This window comes from Rhodococcus sp. IEGM 1307 (assembly GCF_030056915.1).
Classification (GTDB): Bacteria; Actinomycetota; Actinomycetes; order Mycobacteriales; family Mycobacteriaceae; genus Rhodococcus_F; species Rhodococcus_F opacus_D.
Genome location: NZ_JASHKW010000028.1, coordinates 71,824 through 90,654 on the forward strand (window position 1 = coordinate 71,824; position 18,831 = coordinate 90,654).

At 64.3% G+C, this 18,831-nt stretch carries 12 protein-coding genes and 1 pseudogene; 12 read left to right on the forward strand and 1 reads right to left on the reverse strand.

The window, feature by feature from the left end; genetic code table 11:
* Positions 1-892: 892 nt before the first annotated feature.
* Together QM841_RS37910 and QM841_RS37915 are read left to right on the forward strand one after the other, a co-directional pair.
* Positions 893-1,922 (forward strand): annotated as a pseudogene (locus tag QM841_RS37910) (transposase).
* Positions 1,923-2,257: 335 nt separating this feature from the next.
* Positions 2,258-2,428: a hypothetical protein gene (locus QM841_RS37915; protein ID WP_166680784.1), complete on the forward strand. Its 171-nt coding sequence runs from the start codon at positions 2,258-2,260 to the stop codon at positions 2,426-2,428.
* 1,535 nt (positions 2,429-3,963) lie between these two features.
* On the opposite strand, the gene QM841_RS37920 is transcribed toward QM841_RS37915, so the two are convergent.
* Positions 3,964-4,191, reverse strand: a complete 228-nt coding sequence (locus tag QM841_RS37920) for a hypothetical protein (protein WP_005262432.1) — start codon at positions 4,189-4,191, stop codon at positions 3,964-3,966.
* A gap of 4,146 nt (positions 4,192-8,337) precedes the next feature.
* Between QM841_RS37920 and QM841_RS37925 the strand changes: the two genes are divergently transcribed.
* From QM841_RS37925 to QM841_RS37965, 10 genes are all read left to right on the forward strand, one after another.
* Complete coding sequence (locus tag QM841_RS37925) at positions 8,338-8,520, forward strand: hypothetical protein (protein WP_283335963.1); 183 nt, start codon at positions 8,338-8,340, stop codon at positions 8,518-8,520.
* A gap of 32 nt (positions 8,521-8,552) precedes the next feature.
* Complete coding sequence (locus tag QM841_RS43625) at positions 8,553-8,885, forward strand: hypothetical protein (RefSeq protein WP_502943313.1); 333 nt, start codon at positions 8,553-8,555, stop codon at positions 8,883-8,885.
* On the forward strand, positions 8,846-9,220 hold the full coding sequence (locus tag QM841_RS43630) for a hypothetical protein (protein WP_502943314.1): 375 nt from the start codon (positions 8,846-8,848) through the stop codon (positions 9,218-9,220). The genes QM841_RS43625 and QM841_RS43630 overlap by 40 nt, the downstream gene beginning before the upstream one ends.
* 371 nt (positions 9,221-9,591) lie before the next feature.
* Positions 9,592-9,861, forward strand: coding sequence for a hypothetical protein (locus tag QM841_RS37935; protein WP_283335964.1), 270 nt, complete (start codon positions 9,592-9,594; stop codon positions 9,859-9,861).
* A 21-nt stretch (positions 9,862-9,882) separates the two neighbouring features.
* Complete coding sequence (locus QM841_RS37940) at positions 9,883-11,646, forward strand: hypothetical protein (protein WP_283335965.1); 1,764 nt, start codon at positions 9,883-9,885, stop codon at positions 11,644-11,646.
* On the forward strand, positions 11,646-12,443 hold the full coding sequence (locus QM841_RS37945; RefSeq protein WP_005245085.1) for a hypothetical protein: 798 nt from the start codon (positions 11,646-11,648) through the stop codon (positions 12,441-12,443). The genes QM841_RS37940 and QM841_RS37945 overlap by 1 nt, the downstream gene beginning before the upstream one ends.
* Positions 12,444-12,688: 245 nt before the next feature.
* Complete coding sequence (locus QM841_RS37950) at positions 12,689-14,668, forward strand: cutinase family protein (RefSeq protein ID WP_283335967.1); 1,980 nt, start codon at positions 12,689-12,691, stop codon at positions 14,666-14,668.
* An 803-nt stretch (positions 14,669-15,471) separates the two neighbouring features.
* The gene (locus tag QM841_RS37955; RefSeq protein ID WP_502943318.1) at positions 15,472-17,481 is read left to right on the forward strand and encodes an ADP-ribosyltransferase; all 2,010 of its coding nucleotides are present in this window, start codon (positions 15,472-15,474) and stop codon (positions 17,479-17,481) included.
* Positions 17,482-17,549: 68 nt separating this feature from the next.
* On the forward strand, positions 17,550-17,720 hold the full coding sequence (locus QM841_RS37960; protein ID WP_283335969.1) for a helix-turn-helix domain-containing protein: 171 nt from the start codon (positions 17,550-17,552) through the stop codon (positions 17,718-17,720).
* 14 nt (positions 17,721-17,734) lie between these two features.
* Complete coding sequence (locus tag QM841_RS37965; protein WP_283335993.1) at positions 17,735-18,802, forward strand: ADP-ribosylglycohydrolase family protein; 1,068 nt, start codon at positions 17,735-17,737, stop codon at positions 18,800-18,802.
* The last annotated feature ends 29 nt before the right edge of the window (positions 18,803-18,831 follow it).

The following is an 18,831-nucleotide window of genomic DNA, read 5'->3' on the forward strand; positions in this document are numbered from 1 at the left end:
CGCCCCCGCCGGGGGCGGGGGGGATGGGGGTGGGGGGGGGGCCGCCCCGGCCCACCCCCCACGACCGCCTTCGTCCAATGTGCCGCTGACTGACCGAATGCTGTCCATCTGGCCGGGGCTTTATGGAGTGCTCAGTACACCTTCCCTACCCGGCCCTGGGTAAGATATGGCGATCAGGTTGTGGATCACGGTCTGCCGCCCAGTCGAATTCGTTTCTGTCCCGAACGCTCGGACTGAGCGCCAACCATCATGACGCGGCGACCCGCCTCGCCTGTCACAATCCAACAGGCGAGGCCAAATTTCTAATACTGCGTGCAAACGTCTCGTGATCCGTCGAGCGGTGAAGCACCCTGGCGCACGGGTCAGCCTTCCCGCTAGACCAACCCGACGGGAAGTTGGGTGATCCCTTCAGTCAACGTCCCCTCCATCTCCGCCTGATCACCCCCGACCTCGTCTGATCAATCCATCGGGGTGATGCACGGTGCATCACCCCGATGCGGTCGGCTCCAGGGCTTGAGACCACAAATCCGAGGGCTTGAGCGAGTTCCAGTCGACTCGCCCAGCCGTCGCACATCCAGCGCCGTCAACCGCTAGTCCAGGATCGCAGGATGGCAATCGAACATGACTGAGGCCGTTGATTTTTCTAGCGATTTGACCGGGTACCGGCCGGCTTATGCATCCACTCACCGGTTGAAAGTCCGGCTCGGGAGTGCCAGCCGACGCGTCTCGACGCCACCGCAAAACTCCGGGTAGGTCATGGGACGAAACGTTTACGGGTGCACGTGACTTGGGTCAAGACGGCGGTCTGTGTCCGCCACCGCGCTCGTCGGCCGCAGACCGATCGGTTCCGCGTCTGACCGGCCGGTCGTAGCCAGGTGCATGGGCCCACGATATCGACCTCCAGCAGATCCGGACGGACCAACTCGCCGGCGCAACCCCCGACCTGCTGCACTAGCTACTGACGGTTCATCCACATCCTGATGAGGCCGACGCACGGTGCGGCGCCGACTACGGAACAACGCTCCGACGAGCGCGGCAACAGCGGGAACGGCTACCTGCACCACGGCTTCGACACCCTCGAGTAGCGATCCTCAAGCTGCGATCCGGTTCGTACTTCCCGGAGCATCTGGTTGCTGCGGCGCCGCAAGAGCGCCGAAAGGCACAGGCCACCGTGATTGTCACTTGCTACCTGCTCGGCGTCTCCACCCGGCGGACGGAGCGGCTCGTCGACACGCTGGGCACCACCTCGCTGTCGAAGTCGCAGGTATCGGTCATGGCCGAGGACCTCGACACCCAGGTCGAGGCGTTCCGCAGCCAGCCACTCGATGGCGGGCTTAACACGTTTGTCGCCGCCGACGCACTGGTGCTCACGGTGCGGGAGAACGAGCGGGTGGTCAACGTGCATACCCTGGTCGTGGATGTGACCTAGCCCGAGGACGGGGCCGGGCGGCTGGCGTTCTGCCGGTCCCTGGTCGCCCGCGGCTTGTCCCGGGGTGCGATTGGTGACCTCCGACGCGCACGCCGTCCCGGTGGTTGCGATCGGCGCTACCCTGCCGAGCGCTTTGTGACCGAGGTGCCGCCGCCGAGAAGCTGCCGAAGGTCGCCGATCACCTCGACGCCGGCCGGACCTGTTGGCACGTTCACCGGATTCCCCGAGCAGATCTGGACGAACAATCCGCAGGAGGACCTCCATAAGGAACTCCGCCGGACAACCGATGTGGTTGAAATCTTCCCCGACCGCACCGCCCGGATTCGGCTCGTCGGAGCGGTCCTCGCCGAATAACACGACGAGTGGATCGAAGAGCGCCGCTATCTCAGCCTGAACGCGCTGGCCCGCTCCCGCAGCGACATCCCACCGACAGCACCAGCGAGTTCACGAGGAGGTGACACCGGCCTTGACTGCCTTGCTCACCAACGAGTAGGCACACAACAACCTTCGTACACCACGCCCCGGGACTTGACCCGGTTAGACGAACGATGGACCAAGGACGCAACTAGACACGGCAATACAAACCGGCCACCGGCCCGGCGACGGTTGCGCCCGGCGCCAAGCTCTGACGCGCAGATGCAAGAGTGGGCCCATGCACTTGGACTGCAAAATCACGCTCGGCCACAGCGATCGCCATTCGCTGAGGGACCATGACGCCCTAAACCATCGCCTACGCAGCGCATGTACCTGCACCCAGGACCCTTCGCGAATTGGCTGCCCCAGAACTGGCCATCGGCCTCTGCCTAAGTCGATCATCAGTGTTCAGGTATGCGCATCAGCCTTTCGACGCTCAAACAGCTTCGAATTAAGGGCTTGTTTGCACCGCTCACGGTGCCCAGGAGTCGCCACGACGTGATCACGGCAACCGAGACGCGCGTCGCGGTCAGCGATGCGCTGACGGGCTTCCTGGGCCGCTTTTTGGGCCATCTCAGATGGTGAGGGACGGGACCAATCGATCTGAGTCAACCGCCACCGGAGGTATCCAACAGGCCTCTCGATATGTTGCGGCCAAATCCAGCCCCGCTGTTGGGTATCGCGCGTGAGCTCAGCGGCGATGTCACGCCCGGACCAGCGATTCCCATCAACGCCGGCACTCGCAAGGACTTCGCAGATTGCCCCAATGTGCCCAGCCGATTCGAATGCTGGTGCATGAACGAGCAGCTCTGCGGCTGTGCGCTGCAGGCCGATCGGTCGAGGTTGCTGTGCCAGGGACTTAGCAATCTTAGATTGCTGGCCCGCGCGCGCTTGCGCGCGTTTTGGTGATAACTCTCTAACAAGAGATAACAACTTAAATCCCCTGGAAGGGGATAGGGGGCCACGAGCGAGCAATTGGGGATAACTCGAGCGAGCCGCATTCTTTGAGCGTCGGACCTTCTTGGAGAGCTTTTTCCCCGCGCGTCCAGCGGCTATGACCAGGGATTTCGGTGATGTCAGCGCCCAAACTGACGCCGCACGACGTTGAATCCGCCCGTGATGAGATTCAGCAGCATACGATTCGTCAGCTCTCAGGTACCTCCCTCGTACCATCTCGCGGGCGACAGAAAGTGTCTGAAGTGCCCTTCTCGCGCGTTTTACAACTGACACGCTGACTCCGCTGCGGTGGGCGATCGTGTCCCGCGCGGCGCATACGCGCCGGCCCGTCGACCGCTCTGCGAACGAGGCCATGGTTACGGCCACGGCGAAGACAAACTCTGTGCTCACCTTGAATCGCCGGCAAACGTCACGTCCGGTGGTGGAGTTCAACACATTGCGGACCTGGAGCTGCCAGGCAGTTCGTCCGGTCCATGCTGGTGTTGAGGCTTGTCGGCCGGGATCGACGGGTAACGACCAGGACCGGCCACGCTGCTCGCTCTCTGCGTTGAGTCGCTCGATTTCATTGACCCGCTCGACAGCGGCCGAGACGAGAGCGTCCCATTCTGGGTCGTTGGTCGTAGAAACCTCGCCAACAGGGGTGATCTGAACAGCGTCGACGGAAAATGCGGCCGCTTGAGCCGCAGAATTGGGGTGCATGACGCGCCTTTCACGCGCCCTTAACCAGGTTGTTGCCGTGAGTCGCTGGCATCACCAGCAGGACATGGCTTACCCTGACAAGAGCGCACGGTATCGACACGACTGCTCGCGGGACTGCCAATCACAGGAGCGGTCGTGTTGGAACGGCCAAATATGGGCGGTGGGTCTCATCCGGAAACGGTGGGACCCACCGACGTTTTCGCTAGTGGAATCGACACCCCCTCACGGCATGCGTGAACGCCGGAAGGGCCGGCGACATTAGGTCTGCGTACACGGAATTGTCACGTTGGCGCTGAGATGAGACGTTGCGGACACCGATATCACGTCGTGTCGCGTGCGCACGACGAATCGCGCGTCCTATACTCATAGAAGGCAGACCTCCTCCCTTGCGTGGCGGTTTGTACGACGAGCGGAACCCCCGGAGCTGGCGAGCGAAGGGGGGTTTCGCCTTTTTTGGGCTCTGATCAGCCCGTCATTGGCAACTCTTCCTGTCTGGCTTGCGCCGGAATCGCTGGCTCGTTCTCGAGTGCCAGCTGAACAAGCGCGATCATTCGATCGGTGATTGTCTTCACACGACCATCGTCAACCGGTGCGAGAATCCGGTCGGCGATCTCCGCGGGGAACTCAACCCCGATATGGCGAACGGCGACGTCGCGGGCTGGGCGCCCGCCCCGACTTTTCCGAGTTGTCATGCCTTAAATCCTGCTCTTTGGGTTTAACTAAACCGCGCAGCGACACGCCGAGTTAAATAAAACTCGAAAATGACGCGTCGGAACCTCCTCCAGGCGTGAATCTGGCTCCGAATCGTATGCGATCGCCACCCTGCCTACTGAAGAAATATCTGATCAAATCTTGCGGTGCGGCCGTAGGCAATCACACCACCCAAGAAACGTCACGTGATGAATCAAAATCTGTGTGGTACAGCGATTTACGTACAATTACACTGCTTCGCGACAACAAGAGATCGAGAGCCGCTCACAACACCTTCCCACCACGGATGTCACCGACCCTCCCCATAGACGAATCTCTGACGTCGCAATATCCGCAAATTCGACCTCTTTGCAGGACTTCTGGCCCATCCGTTATCGGCGTGTCAGCGAAATAGAGAGAAAGCAATTTGAGCGAGACGTGGAATCGTTGGGACGAATCACAGCCCGACTGCCAAGGGTTCCTCGCACGAGTTGAATTCTGTGGCGCCATCGAAAAGAGTCACCTCGCCTCGACGACCTTCAATCAGGCGGGTGACACCGACATCCCAATTTGCCTTCTGCCGACGCGCTACACAGACCCACTTGGGACGAAGTAGTGGAAATGCGCACGATGAACGCCGCAACTCACCGAGAATCTTTGCCGGCCTCTCAACCATGTGAGCCGCGGCCATCTCATGGTCATCATGATCGACGCGGGTTCGGCTCTCGACCATCTTGACGTTCAGGTCTACGCGATCCTGACTTATACCGGGACGGCTACTATTTAGACGAGCGAACCATCCGCGATGTCTCGTGCCCAATACTGTTGAGCCCCCAACGCCAGAGACGCGGATTGCACTTCACGCAGCAAGCATTGCCGTCAAGGTGGTTGGGCTCGTCGGGTCCTCGTCGGCCTGGGCCGGGGCAACGAGTATCTGCGAAATGATCACTGGCGACCCGCGCACAAATGCACGACGCAAGTTCGATACCTCACGATTCAGTCGTCCGCCGAATTATCCAGTCAAGAGACGGGGAACTCGCGTGGACAAGAATGTATTCACCCCCCCGACCGACGGCAAATTGTGAGACATGCAATCTGGCGGCACAGGAAGTTGTCGGGATTGTCGGTGACCGGCCGACTATCGCTTCGGGCGGGAGCCCGCTAGCTGACGGAACGATACGCAACAGTAGCTGGGGCGGTGCGGTTGGAGGCGATACGAAGACGTGATCGCGTCGTCAAAGGCGGTTGGGCAGTCCCGGATTCGTTACTCGCGCCACTACTCGCGCAACTTCGTCAACATCCAGATCTCGACGGGTTGCATCTTTGGTCAGTTCAGCATTTAGGCCTGCTGGAGGCCGAAGATAGTGACGCCGACCCCTTCTCTGCGACGAATTGCGCGCCGCAGCGAATGTTGGTGCACCGGTCTTGGTCCCAATGGGGAATAGATGATGATGCACGGTGCATCACCCGGAGGTCAGGTGATGCACCGTGCATCACCGAAGCACCGACAACGAACGGACTGGCGCGCATCGGTCGAGCAGGCGACGAGCCAGCGCGACCGCGACTTCACCGCGGTGATGCACCGTGCATCACCGGTGGGGTGCCCAGCCCACCTCGCCCGGTGCCGAGACCTTTCGCCGTCGCATCCACTTGCGGCTTGGAACCGGTTGTGTCACGCCCTCGGTAATGCACCGTGCATCACCGAGGGCTCGACAACAAACCCGCGCGCGTATCGGTCAAGCAGACGATGAGCTGGCCTGACCGCAACTCCACTGCGGTGATGCACCGTGCATCACGGGTACGTGTGGACTTCGCGTCGATCAGGTGGATCGACCTGACCCGGGCCGGGGTGGTGTACGCCTTAGGTGATGCACGGTGCATCACCTGAGTTGGGTCCATCCTCAGGGCGTCGTAGTGTTGCGACTCCGATGCGATGGATTGGTGAGTTGCCGTGATTTCGCGAGGGGGTGACGACCGTTTCGACGGAGCAGGGACCATGAGGTCACTGAACACGCGTCGTCGGTTGGATACGCCTCAGCGTGTGGTCACGCCTTCCTTATGCTCCAAGCCTGGACATTCCATTGACCGACGGGGTGCTCGACTTCGGCTCGATCAGCGCTGCGAGGCCGGATGCTCGGTAGCTGGCTTAGTTTCAGTCAACGTCGCTCGTGCCTCGCCGTAATGGGCGGCGAAGAATGCTAACCGTTTTCGCCGGAACCGGATGCGGCCCGTGTCATCGTTATGGTGCTCCGAGCGAGCCGGCCGGGTACGGACGTTGGCTGCATGGTGTGGAATTCGTGGGAAATGCCCGAGTTCTGTTGGAGCGGCCGTCAGTGATCCACTACCTGTGTGGCCCGCCTCCGTCGGAAATGAGGCCGGTTGGGGGCGGTGCCCGACCGGCCTGCGCCATCCGGGGCACTCGATGCTGGGTGCAGAACTGCTTCGGTGTGAGGTGAGCCGGATCCGGGTAAGCATCCGCGGTTTTGGAGAATGGTGTCGGGCAGGAAACGCAGCCCGCCTTCCTCGCCAGATTGCAGGATTGACCGGGTGTCGAGCGAACGCCCAAAGATCTTACGGAGGGCACGTAGCGTCGGCATGTATTCCACAAACGTATCGAGTTTCTCGGCGGTGTACCGGAACGGCTCGATGCAGAGCTCTACGCCTACTGCACGGGGACCTTCGCAACTTCCTCGGAACTGCCTTCGGGTGATGCACCGTGCATCACCCGAACGTCACGTGATGCACCGTGCATCACCCGAAGGTGCGGGTGGATGCGCAACGTCGTGAGAAAGCCAGTCTGGTTGAGATGTTCAATACGGGTCCGACACTTCCCGCTTCGTTATGAACGTGCAGATGGTGGACCACGTGTGCGACCAAGTAAGAGACTGTCGGGGACTGAGGCAATTGCCGGGCCTTCGTGAGCAAATTGCATGTCGGGGCGACGACCCTAGCCCTTGCAGACGGAAATCGGGCAGGTCACGAGTCGCGCGAATGAAGATTTACGTGTCCGTCTGGTCGGCGATTATATATGATCGACCAAGTGCGCGCTGAGGTAGTCGCGTTGAGAACGATCCAAAACACTTCTACTGCAATGAAATTCGACGACGAAGAACCCATGCTCCACACCCGCCGATCACCGTGAGGCTGTAGCTTTGGACGTTGCCAGAGTTCATGCATCGGATGCGGATGGGCTCGTTGGCGTCACCGTGTCGCATCGTGGCCGAATCGAGCCGCTTCGAAGTCGAACCACGCGGAACCCCGCCGGAGCTGGCGGACGGCGGGGCCGCGACACCGGCAGTCGAGGATCGGTCAAGCAGCGCGAACCGTACTGGCTGAACAGGATTCAACTCACGGTGTTGCGACACCAGCGGCCTGCACATCGGGTCAGCCGGTGCAATCCAGATCGTATGATGCCGAAACCGCCGATCCCAAGAGTGTGTCGTACGCCACACACGATTTCTTGGGCGCTCACAGACGGCTCGTCGCGCATCCGGAACCCAGCCGAGCATGGTGAACCAATTGACAGCTGACCGCCTGTAGGCCGAGTGGCTTCTGCAGTTCAAAGCCACGTCCACGAACGTTTTTGCAGACCAATCACTTTCGTGCTCTCGCAACTCGATCGCTCTCAGCTACACGCAGAAGGAACGCGCGGTGGTCGCAGCAACGGCATCCTCACGTTCTTCGGCCCAGGCTGACCCTCGGTCGCGCGACGAAGATCAGAATGACCAACCGGGTGAATGCAAAGAATGACGATCTGCAAAGCGCTCTCGGCGTTACGGCCACACACAGCCGACGCCCTTCGCAGGAGGCATACAAGAAGCGGATGGCCTGATCCGCTGACCGAGACTCGGATCTGTCTGTGAGAGCGCAGGAGATCCAGGCCCTGCTACCGGCACGATCGCCGGTGGAGCATCGCCGATCAACCCCACGATGTGGTCGACGATTGAGGCCGCGACAGCCGAGGCGTTAATCGACCGATGTCCACGAGAGCGGCTGGGCCGCTGCATTTTCGGCGACAGATTGGAGCTCGGCCAACACCGCGGCGGTTTCGGTCCGCGAGACCTTTCGGAACGGTGACGGCTATCCGGCGTGCATGGTGACCCGCACGTGAACGTTGTTGACGGTTTGGTCGCCAGATGACGCACGCGGTGAACCGAGGCTCTGACCTCGACCACGCCTTCACCGCCGACGTCCTGGCCGAGTTCACCCGCACCGGATGGCTCGGCGGGCGCACGGGGAGCTGGCACGGCCAGATCGCCACCGCACTTGCCGCCCCCCGCCGGAGGTGGCCCGGTGGTCGATTGGCGGGAGATCGTCGCCTCCCGGCGTGATGAGGCCCTGGAAACCCTGTCTCGCTCCCCGCATGACCCTCCACGCCGCTGCCGGGATGGTGCCGCTCGTCATCCGGGCCAAAATGGCCGCCGGCGTCGCACACGCGGTGCCGTGGGGAACCAGCCTCGACGGCCTCCTCGCCTCGGAGATCCGCGAGAACATGAAGGCTGTTTCCAGGGATGCGGGCACCGACTATCCGCCCTACCGTATCGATACCGTTCCGGAGGATCTGGACTGCCGCTGGCCCGCTGCCCCGACGGCGCCGACCGGTGGCATTGGGCAGCGACATTTGCCTACCCGGAGGACGAGGTGCCAGGCCCGCACGTGCAGTACTGGTCCGCCCGCCCCGACCAACAGGCCCTGAGTCAGATGGCGGTCGAGTTGCCGTCGCAGGTGTCCGAACGGCAGGGACGCTACCGCTCCCGGGTGATGCCGCTCCCGCTCACGGTGTGCCGCACCTTGGTGTGGCGTGCGGTCGGCGACCCGGCTGCAGTCGCCGCACTGCTCGAACCCATCATCTCGATCGGGAAGAAGTGCGGCAGCGGGCACGGCCACGTCTTGTCCTGGGAGCTCATCGAACACCCAGCCGCCGATTCGTGGGCGTTCGCGCACCTGCATCCGGACGGCAGCCTCGGCCGCACTATCCCTGCTGTCTGCCTGCACGACGGGGAAAAGGTCCGTGTGGGTGGGAAAGGGTAGATGGGGTTGCGCCGCCGTACATGCACCCATCCCGTCGCACACCGGTGCTACTACCAGCGACCTGACCTGAATTCAGAAGTGAATCTGGTCCGACCGCCACCTCGCCCGTCACCGATGCGAAATGGCACTGGACTGCCCTCGGGTAACCGCCGACCAACTGCGAAGGGCTGGCTGTCCGCAGTCTGCTTGCACTCTTGCTCGCATGGTTGCGAGCAAGAATGCAAGCACGTAGGTTGATGGCCACGAGCAGTAGTTGCTCGCCGTGGTAACCGAGACCGATGACTCAGTGGCCTGGTCGGTACACCTCAACGCGGAAAGGACAACTCTCGATGCCCAATCCCCGTGGTTCTCAGAGGCCCGAGGGCGCGTACATGCCACCCGTGCTGTCGCCTGCCACCCAAGACTCCCCTCCGGGCGGGAAGGCGACGACACCTCCTGTTGCCGCCACGCTGGAGCCCCTATCGCGAGAGGACAAGGAGGCCCTGAATACTCGCGTGCCGGCGAGCACTGCTCGGCGCCTGAAGTGGTTCACCAAGCACTACGAGTACACGGTCACCAATGTCGTTGATGTCGCGCTGCAGGAACTCTTCGCGCGCCACGGCGTTCCCAACATCGACTCCAACGGCGAGATCGTCGAATAGATGAACCGGGGAGGGCGATCGATGACGGGTGAGGACCAGTACGCGCTGTTCGAATTCGATGACGCCACTTCAGAAGTGGACGAAGATGTTGTTCCCTCCGAATCCATCTCCGACGAACAGTCGGACGGCGCCGAAGAAATCTCAACCGCGCAACCTGCCGAGGATGATCGTGACGCAACCAACCCGCCGCCGTGGGAGAGCCTGCCGGTGGGTGTCGAGGCGGATGAGCATGCTCTGATCGTGACCGCCGCGGGGACGTATACGCCGTCTGGGCGGGAGTTGACCGGTCCGGTCGATTCGGTGGAGAAGCTCGACAAACTGGTTCGCTGGGCTTCCTTGAAGCCGTTGGGTGCGCCACCGCAGGTGTGGATCGTCGGACAGGGCGCGTGCGAGGCACTGGGGTGGGTGATCGACCCGGGCAACGAAGAGGACTTCGACGACATGGAGGCACTGCGCACCCGCGCCGCGTCCGAGCTGACTGCGGTCCTGCAGGCCACCCTCACCCCGATGCTCAGCGCTGGGTGGGAGTTGCGCGGCGATCCGGGACACGTGGTGCACCTGTCCCGCAGCATCGGCAAGTTCACCTCCATGGTCGATGTGGTCATCGAGCCGTACGTGTGGACGTACTGGAACAAGGACTTCGGCTGGAACAACCGGGTCGGTGAGATGGGCATTCTCGGCTCACCCACCGCCGGAACGTATCTCCCCGACGACGACCTGCCCGCCGCCCGCGAGTTGGGTCGACGGTTGGCGTGGTCCGCGAAACACCTCGGCGTACTGCCCGGGCCGACACCGGCCCGAACCGGCGCCGCGATCCTCGACAAGATCAAGCGCGAACGCACCCGATCGGGGAAGGGCATTGTGGTGGCGACCGCCGGCCCGGTACCACCGCTCGATGGTGCTCCCCGCAAGGAGCTCGAACCCGCGGTCGGCTGGGTCCGCGTGCCCGACGCGGAGGATCTCGACGGTGTACGCCGGTTGGTGTCCATCGACCAACGGGCCGCCTACCTGGCGTCGGCCGGGATGCTCGAATTCGGGTACGGGCAACCCACACATCTGACCGGTGCGGCGGCCGCGGCGGCGGTGGGGGACAAGGGTGCCCCGTTCGGGCTGTGGCGGATCACCCTGCCCGCGGGGCAAACGTTGTCGCTGCCCGAGAAGCTGCCACCCCCGCACCCGCACATGCGGGCGGATCAGCCGGTGCAGACGTGGGTGACCTCGGTCAGCCTCGATGGGTTGTGCTCACCGGTCGCGGATGGGGGGATCGGCGCGGATCTCGACGACTTGGACATGACCGAGGCCTGGGTCTATCCGCAGCAGGGCCGCGTACTGGACAAGTGGGCGAAGATCCTCCGCGAGGCCCGCAAGAGCGCTGTTGACACCGAGGACGCCGCAATGAAGAGTTTCATCGGCTCCTGCTACAAGGGCTACATCGGGCGGATGGTCAACCCGGACATGTGGACTGCCAAGCAGATGCAACACCACCACCAACCGCTGTGGCGTGCGGCGATCATCGCGCACTGCCGGTGGCGCGGCCGGCGGGTGGCGATGCGGATCGCCCGCGAGCACGGCCACTGGCCGGTCCGCACCGTCACCGACTCCTGGGTGTACCTGCTCGCTGGCGGTGAGGACATCGCCGACCCGAGCGACGCTTTGGGGAAGATGTCGGTGGAGAAGGACACACTGCTCACCGACACGCTTCTGTTTGACCTGGCGTCGGCGCAGGACGTGCACGATGTGAAACTGGCGATCAAAGCGGCATTCGCCGAGGACGACGAGGACTGATGGCCCTGCATCTTCCCAAGCCCCGCACCACGAAGCCGCCGCAGCAGGCGGTCGGTCTCGATGGCCTCAAGGTTTCCGTCGCCAGCGCCGCGACCAGCGGTGTGGAGAAGTCGAAGCAGGTCAAAAGCGGGGGACTCGCGGGTTTAACCAGCAAGGTCTCGGTGAAACAGTTGCGTAAGGAACTCGGCAACGAGGGCCTGCGGCAGGCCGCGATCGATGCCGGCCGCACACCGCCGTCCGCTCGCACGTTGCGCCGGTGGGCGCAACAAGGCCGCATCCCCCACCCGGATGTTCTCGAGCGTGCGCAACGCCGTGCCGCGATCGAACGCCTCGGCGGCATCGACGCTGTGGCCGCCAAGATCGGCCGATCCCGCTCCGCGGTCTCCCGATACCGGTCCGGTGAAACGAACGAGCTGCGCGCCGACGCCAGCAAGAAACTCCGCAACGTCAAAGCCGAGGACATCATGAAACGTGCCGGCGTGTTGCGGCCGGACGGAACACCCAAAAAGGCGGTCATCCGCGTCAAGGGCGGCGTCATGGTCCGCAACGGCGCCGACGAGGGCTACGACTACCGCATCCGCACCCTGGACTTCGCGAACTCCGACACCCCGTTCACAAGTGAAGAGTCCCGCGAACTCGCCGCCGCACTGGCCAACGACGATCACGCCCGCGTCGTCGCGTTGCTCGAGCGGCACGCCACCCTCGACTACCCCGAAAACAAGGGCTTCGACACGTACAGCGACCAGTTCGGATTCCACTTCGACCACATCGACTCCGTCCACATCGACTGGATCTGATCTGAAGGGGACGTGCCGTTTCCGCAGGTCATACCGCGGGGAAGACACAGGAGTTGCGCGGAGGGTCGGGCGGCAGGCGACGTGCGACTGAGGGTTATCCACATACCCCGTTGAATCTGGCTGCCGAATTCGGTCACCGTATGCACCTCACCTCAGTGGTGTGTGTTCTTCGGAGGCTGCGTGTGGCATCCCGGGGCCGCATCGAGGGGTGAGCTTCAAAGCTCGTCCCTACAGATGAGGTGCCAATGCCCGCAAGACGTTCGAGAGCCCGCAGCGTGGTCGCTCTCGTTGCGTGCGCGACCGTCGCCGGCGGTTGCGCCGCATTGACCGCCCCCGCTATCGCGCACGCTGACCCCACCAGCTGTGCGGCGACGTTCAATTTGCTCATCCCCGGTACCTGGGAGACATCAGAGAACGCCGACCCCGGCCGGCCTGTTGGGATGCTGGCGCCGGTCGCTGAGGCCATCGAACGGGAGAACGGTAAGCAGGCCGAGATTTATGTTCTGCCCTATATGTCGCGAGCGTTCGACAACGGACACACATACGCCGACAGCAAGGTTGACGCCCTCAGCAAGTCCAAGGCCGTACTCACCGACGTCGCGAGCAGGTGCAAAAATACGAAGTTCACGATTACCGGCTACTCCCAGGGCGCCGATGCAGCAGGAGACCTTGCATCTGGGATCGGCAACGACCACGGGCCGGTGCCCGCTGATCGTGTCCTGGCAGTCGGCCTGCTCGCCGACCCCGGCGCCGGCACCAAGGGGTCGGCGATTGTGGGCCCGCGCACCTCCGGCGAAGGGATCGCTGATCCACGCCCCCAGGGAATGGGCAAGCTCGCTGGCCGGGTTGCTTCCATCTGCGATCCCGGGGACCTGTACTGCTCGATCCAGAAGGGCGACAACCCTCTACTAGGCTCGCTCGGATCGATTCTGTCCAAGACCCCCAGCAGGAATGGCGACAGCAACGTCGACGGAAACGCTCGGCTGGCCACCGCGCTGACCTCGGATTTCTCCGGTGCCGACCTGCCCGCGCTGGGCCGGGGTGTCGCCGCCCTCGGGCAGCAGCTCTCCGAGCCGAACGTCGATGTCGGCGGTGTTGCAGCGACGGCATCGTCCATCGCAAAGACGCTCGCCCCGATGGCTGATCTGATCGACTCCGGGGCCGCACACGCCGCCACCGGACCGCTCGCCGCAGCCCCGGCGGGTAGCCCCGAATACAACGCCTCCCAGGTGCTTTCCAACGCCGGGGCATCCGATCTGTCGGCCGCGCTCAGTACCGTGATGACGATCGCCGACACCGCGGGGAAACTGGCCGATTCGGGGGCGTCGACCGTGGCCGCAACTTCGGGGGACGCGGCGCAGCTGTCGGCCGCAGCCACCACCCTCGGCGGCCAGGTCGCCCCGCTGACCTCGGTTCCCGCCGATGCGCTCGCATCGGCCTCGACCGTGCTGGCGGTGCTCAAACCCGCCACGGTGGTGGATCAGGTCCTCAACGTCGCCACCGGGGTGACAGCTCTCGACGTGCCCGGCATTCTCCGCAACCTCACGGTGTTGCCGCAGAAGGTCGCCGCGCTCGACGCCCGAGGATCGCACCAGGTGGCGGGGGAGCTGAACAACCAGTTCGCGCCGTTGGTGAAAATGGCCGCGGCCGTGGATCTGCGCTGGGTGTCACAGATCCTGTCGGTCATCCCGGACCCCACCGGGTACACCCAGATCGCCGCACTGGTGGCGTCGATCCTCGCGAACGTCGACGTCATCCGGCTGGCCACCCTCATCGGGCAGATCCAGGAAATCGCCTGGACCGCGGTGGAGAAACTACTGCCACCTCCCGGGCAGGCACCCGACCCCCTCGGTGCGGGTGCCGCGATGGCCGGCCTGCTGCCCGTTGGCCTCGACCTGGCCTCGGTGGCGGTGAACATGCTCTCCGGCAAGGCATCCAAGACCCCGCCGGAACTACTCGGCACAGCCTCGAACGCGGCCACCAGCATCAGCGCCCAGGCGCAGAATCTCGATCTGCCGGCGCTGACCGGCTCGTTGACGACCATGGCCCAGTCGCAGGGGGCCGAGGACCTGACCGCCCTGGTCGGCGAAGGGCTCAAAGCCGCGAGCTTTTTCACCTCCGGCGCCCACACCAACTACAACGCCCTGGTCGTCGACAACGCCGGCCGCAACGCCATCACCTGGCTGTCCGACTGGCTCAATCTGCAGATCGGACGGTCCGTATGACCTCCCGCGCCCACAACCCGGCCGCCCGCTGGACCTTCTGCAGCCAGTGTCATCACCGCGGCTATCACAGCCGCGCGGATGCCAGAGCCGTTCGCAGGAGACACCCCGGCGAGAAGGGCCTCGCAGTATTCGTCTGCCCGCACACCACCGGACTGTTCCACATCGGGCACCGCCCAGAAGCGCTGACCAGCGGTCAGATCGATCGGCACCGACTGCGAAACCAAGCAGTCCGAACAGCACGAAGTCAGCGACAGTGACCTGCACCAGTATCACATCAGGGGAATCCCACGTCCGCTCGGACGCGCAGCCTCCCAAGCGGTCGCCCCCGTTCTCGGCGCGGGAACTTCACTCCGACAGCAGATTCGAAGGACATCCACCTAGGTGTAGGAACTGCCCGCAACCCTCCGGCACTCGATACATAAGCATGGGACATTGTAAGGTAGGTTGCAATCGGTGAGGGATCCTTCGATATCTCACGCCCGGGCAGGGTCAGCCATGAAACAGGCAGGGGGTGAACTGCCATGAACGACATGACCCACGCCGACGCGCGCTGCAGTGCCCCCGACAACCCAGCAGTGTTTCGTTGTCATCGACTCGCCCGCCCCACTGCCCGAGACCGGCTCGGGCGTGGGGACGTGCCGTCCGCCCAGAAGGATGCCCCCATGTGCCGCTCGAAAGCCCACGGAAGTGGTCGCCGTTGCCCCGGTTGCGGAAGCTACAAGGCCGCTGCAAAAGCCAACGCGAACAGGCGATTGGGCCGTGAAGCTCGGAAGAAGGTGGTCGAGCACCTGAAAGAGCAGGGGCTGGTCGAGACGGCGGCCTCGGTGCAGGCGGCACCGCCGAGCGTGTTGCCGGAGCTGATGTCGGCGTTGGGAATCGGTTCATCGGTGCTGGGGGACACCCCGATGCCGAGCATTCACGCCAACCCGCCGTCGGCGAAACTGCTGATTGCTCACGCTGAGGCAGAACGCGCGAAACTCGCCGGCCCGACGATCACCCCGGCGCAGGCCGCGGTGGAGGAGGCCGAGCAAAACCTAGCCGCAGCAGACGCGGAGACCGACGAAGCCCGGAAGGCCGTCAATGGGCTCCGCGCCCGGCTGCGGAAGGCGAAGAAGGCCGCCGCGGAAGGGACCGGAGCAGAGTCCGACGTCACCGCGAAACAGAAGGACGTCGACGACGCCAAACAGGCATATCTCGACGCCCAGCGCCGGCAGCGCGAGGCCGGAGAAGACCTCGCCGCCGCCAAGTTTGGGCTGCACAAAGACATGGCCACCGCCGCCGAACGCGACACCTACTTCGCATCCCTGTCCGATGACGAGGTCGACACGATCACCCGAGCGCTGAACCGCCGCGCTGCTCCAGCCGCGGAGCAGGCGCTCACCGACGGTGGCCAGCCCGCCCTGGCATCGGCTCCCCGGGACACGAGCATCTACAACGCCGGCACCATCGCGATGGAAACCGGATCCGGTGTCACCGAGGTCGAGGGACGCATCCTCGATGGCGGCACCGCCATCTACCGCCGCGGCTACTCGGACTTCATCATCCTGCAGCGCAGCGGCGACGCCTACCACCCAGTGGGGCAGGCGACCAGCAAGAATGACGCTCTGGCCAAGGCCAACCGAATCCCGGTCCTGAACAAGCCAGATCCGCTGCCGACGGGCGCTACCGACATGCAGAAACAAGCCCACGCAATGAAGGGCGAAGTAGGACTGCATGTGGCCCGTAAGGCGGTCTCCGGCGCCGCGTCCACGCCGGCCGCGCAACAGGCGGTGATCGACGAAGAGATGGCCGAGGCCCGGGACACACTGACCAACGCGCTCGGCGGCGGACCGGCCCGCGCGGACATCCACGACGGCATCAAACGGCACAAGATCGCGCTGCGCGAACAGGCGGCGGACGCGGCCGGGCAGCAGGCGCGAGCGAAAGCCCTCACCGGCGGTGCGAGCAAGGACGAGGCCGACGCCGCGTACGCGAAGGCGCACCGACGCGCCCTGGGGACACCCACGGTCGGTGGTGGGGTGATCCCGCACTTCGACCACGACATCCCACCGCAGAGCCTCGGCGCCGACAAGCACGCCAGCCTCTGGCGCAGCGGAATACGCGCCTACGGCAAGGAAACCGCCGACGACTACAGCGTGATCGCGCAGAAGGCGGGGGACCTGAAGGCATGGGAGTTCCAGGTGGGCCCAGGTGGGCAGGTGCACACCTCGAGCATCGGGTCGCTGACCACCTCGAACGCGCAGTTCGTGCACAAGATGCTCACCTACACCGAACGCACCGCGCTGACCACCTACACCGGCGGGAGCTACCACGCGATCAATGCGGCAATCACCGGCCGCGACCCGAGTCCCTCCGGACACGTCAAGACCGTGGTGTCGCAGCTGGACTCAGCGTTCGGAAAGTTCCGTGAACACAACCCGAACAAGGTGCCGATGACACTCGTACGCGGTACCCGAGTGCCGAGCGGATGGAAGGGCAGCACCGAGGAGTACATCGACGCCGCATTCACGGTCGGTTCCCGCATGCAGATCGGCAAGGTGACCAGCTTTAGCACCAATCACGGCACTGCGAGCGCATTCGCCGGCCACCCGCCGTACATGATGGTCGTCCGTACCCGGGACGGGCTGCCGCTCAAGTCGATCTCGAAGTTCTCCTCGGAGGACGAGGTCGTCCTCCCGATGGGTACCAATCTGCGGTGCGTGAAGGTCGACCACAAGGGCATCGGCGGCCGGCCGACGGTGTACATGGTCGCCGAGGACCTCGTCGCCGAAGCCGACAGCGGCACCGGCAGTGGCGCGACCAAGGCCGCGTAACCCATTCTCTACCAGCTAAAATGACATGTCCCCTCCTTCAGAGGGGCGAGACGGAAGGACCACCGACGATGGCCGCACTCAACGACGAGCAGCTCGACGAGATCCGCCGGCAGCTCAATCAGGGGATGACCCCCGACGCGATCGCCGACTACCTCGGGCGCGTCGCCGACCTCGACCTCATGGACATCGAAACCGTCCGCACCGCCGCCTACGCCATCTCGCGAGGAGAGACCCCATGACCGTGACTCCGTCGATGAGCCACCCCACCGCGCCGGCCGACACTCAGATCCGGTACGCCAACGCGTTGACCGGACTGGCCGCCGGTGACGCCTGGGGCTACCAGGTCGAATTCACCAGCTACGCACAGATGCCGGCCTACCCGGTCGCCCCACCCGCCGGCCGGTGGTGGACGATCTCAGATGACACCCAGATGACCATTGCCCTTCACTGGGCTCTGGCCGAGGTCACCGACTTCGCCGACATCGAAACGGTCACCGACGCCATCACCCGGCAGTTCCTGCTGTGGCAGGTCGACCCCGACAACACCCGGGCCCCGGGCCGCACCTGCATGACGTCGCTGCGCAACCTGCGCGCTGGCGCCCGCTGGTACGACACCGACGGCGCCGTCGAATCCGCCGGCTGCGGGGCCGTGATGCGTTTGGTCCCCACCGCGTTCGCACCGCAGCCGTATTGGTTGGGTCTGACCGCTCTTCAGGCGGTGATCACCCACGAGCACCCCCGGGCCGTGGTGCCCGCGTTGCTGCTCGCCGACGCCATCCGCCACGCGCCTGAGCGCCGCGGCCGGTTCCTCGAGCACGCCCTCACGACTGCCGCGCAGATCTACAACGGCACCAGTACCTGGACCACGGACCCGTACCTGCGGGAGGTCCTCGCCCCGATCACCGGGGACGTGCCGTCGTACCTGGTAGACGGGCTTAACGACGGGACAGCGGACATCCTCACCGCCGCCGCGGCCCGGCTCGAACAGCTGCGCCCTCTGCCGCCGACCGAATTCGGGGACCCCTGTGTCGGGATCGGTGAAGGGTGGGAGTCGGCCAGCGCGGTCGCCCTGGCCCTGCTGGTCGCCGACCTCGCCACCACCGACAATGACAGTCCGGCAGCACTGACGGGGCCGGAGGGGCTCGCCTGGGCCTCGACGAGCAACGGCGACTCGGACTCCATCGCCTGCATCGCCGGCGGCCTCATCGGCTCCGCCCACCCCGAGAATGGTTACTGGGCCGCAGCAGGCCTGACACCTACCTTCGAGCCCCGCTACGCCGACGAGATCTTGGCCGCGGCGAGCCGGCTCCCGGTCGGCTGACACTCCTGGCGCGTCTTCGTTCTGCGACG

What these genes read in the sequence shown, in the direction of transcription:
- QM841_RS37915 (WP_166680784.1), top strand. Translation starts at nt 2,258, where the DNA reads ATGCGCATCAGCCTTTCGACGCTCAAACAGCTTCGAATTAAGGGCTTG.
- QM841_RS37920 (WP_005262432.1), bottom strand. Translation starts at nt 4,191, where the DNA reads ATGACAACTCGGAAAAGTCGGGGCGGGCGCCCAGCCCGCGACGTCGCC.
- QM841_RS43625 (WP_502943313.1), top strand. Translation starts at nt 8,553, where the DNA reads ATGACCCTCCACGCCGCTGCCGGGATGGTGCCGCTCGTCATCCGGGCC.
- QM841_RS37935 (WP_283335964.1), top strand. Translation starts at nt 9,592, where the DNA reads ATGCCACCCGTGCTGTCGCCTGCCACCCAAGACTCCCCTCCGGGCGGG.
- QM841_RS37940 (WP_283335965.1), top strand. Translation starts at nt 9,883, where the DNA reads ATGACGGGTGAGGACCAGTACGCGCTGTTCGAATTCGATGACGCCACT.
- QM841_RS37945 (WP_005245085.1), top strand. Translation starts at nt 11,646, where the DNA reads ATGGCCCTGCATCTTCCCAAGCCCCGCACCACGAAGCCGCCGCAGCAG.
- QM841_RS37950 (WP_283335967.1), top strand. Translation starts at nt 12,689, where the DNA reads ATGCCCGCAAGACGTTCGAGAGCCCGCAGCGTGGTCGCTCTCGTTGCG.
- QM841_RS37960 (WP_283335969.1), top strand. Translation starts at nt 17,550, where the DNA reads ATGGCCGCACTCAACGACGAGCAGCTCGACGAGATCCGCCGGCAGCTC.
- QM841_RS37965 (WP_283335993.1), top strand. Translation starts at nt 17,735, where the DNA reads ATGAGCCACCCCACCGCGCCGGCCGACACTCAGATCCGGTACGCCAAC.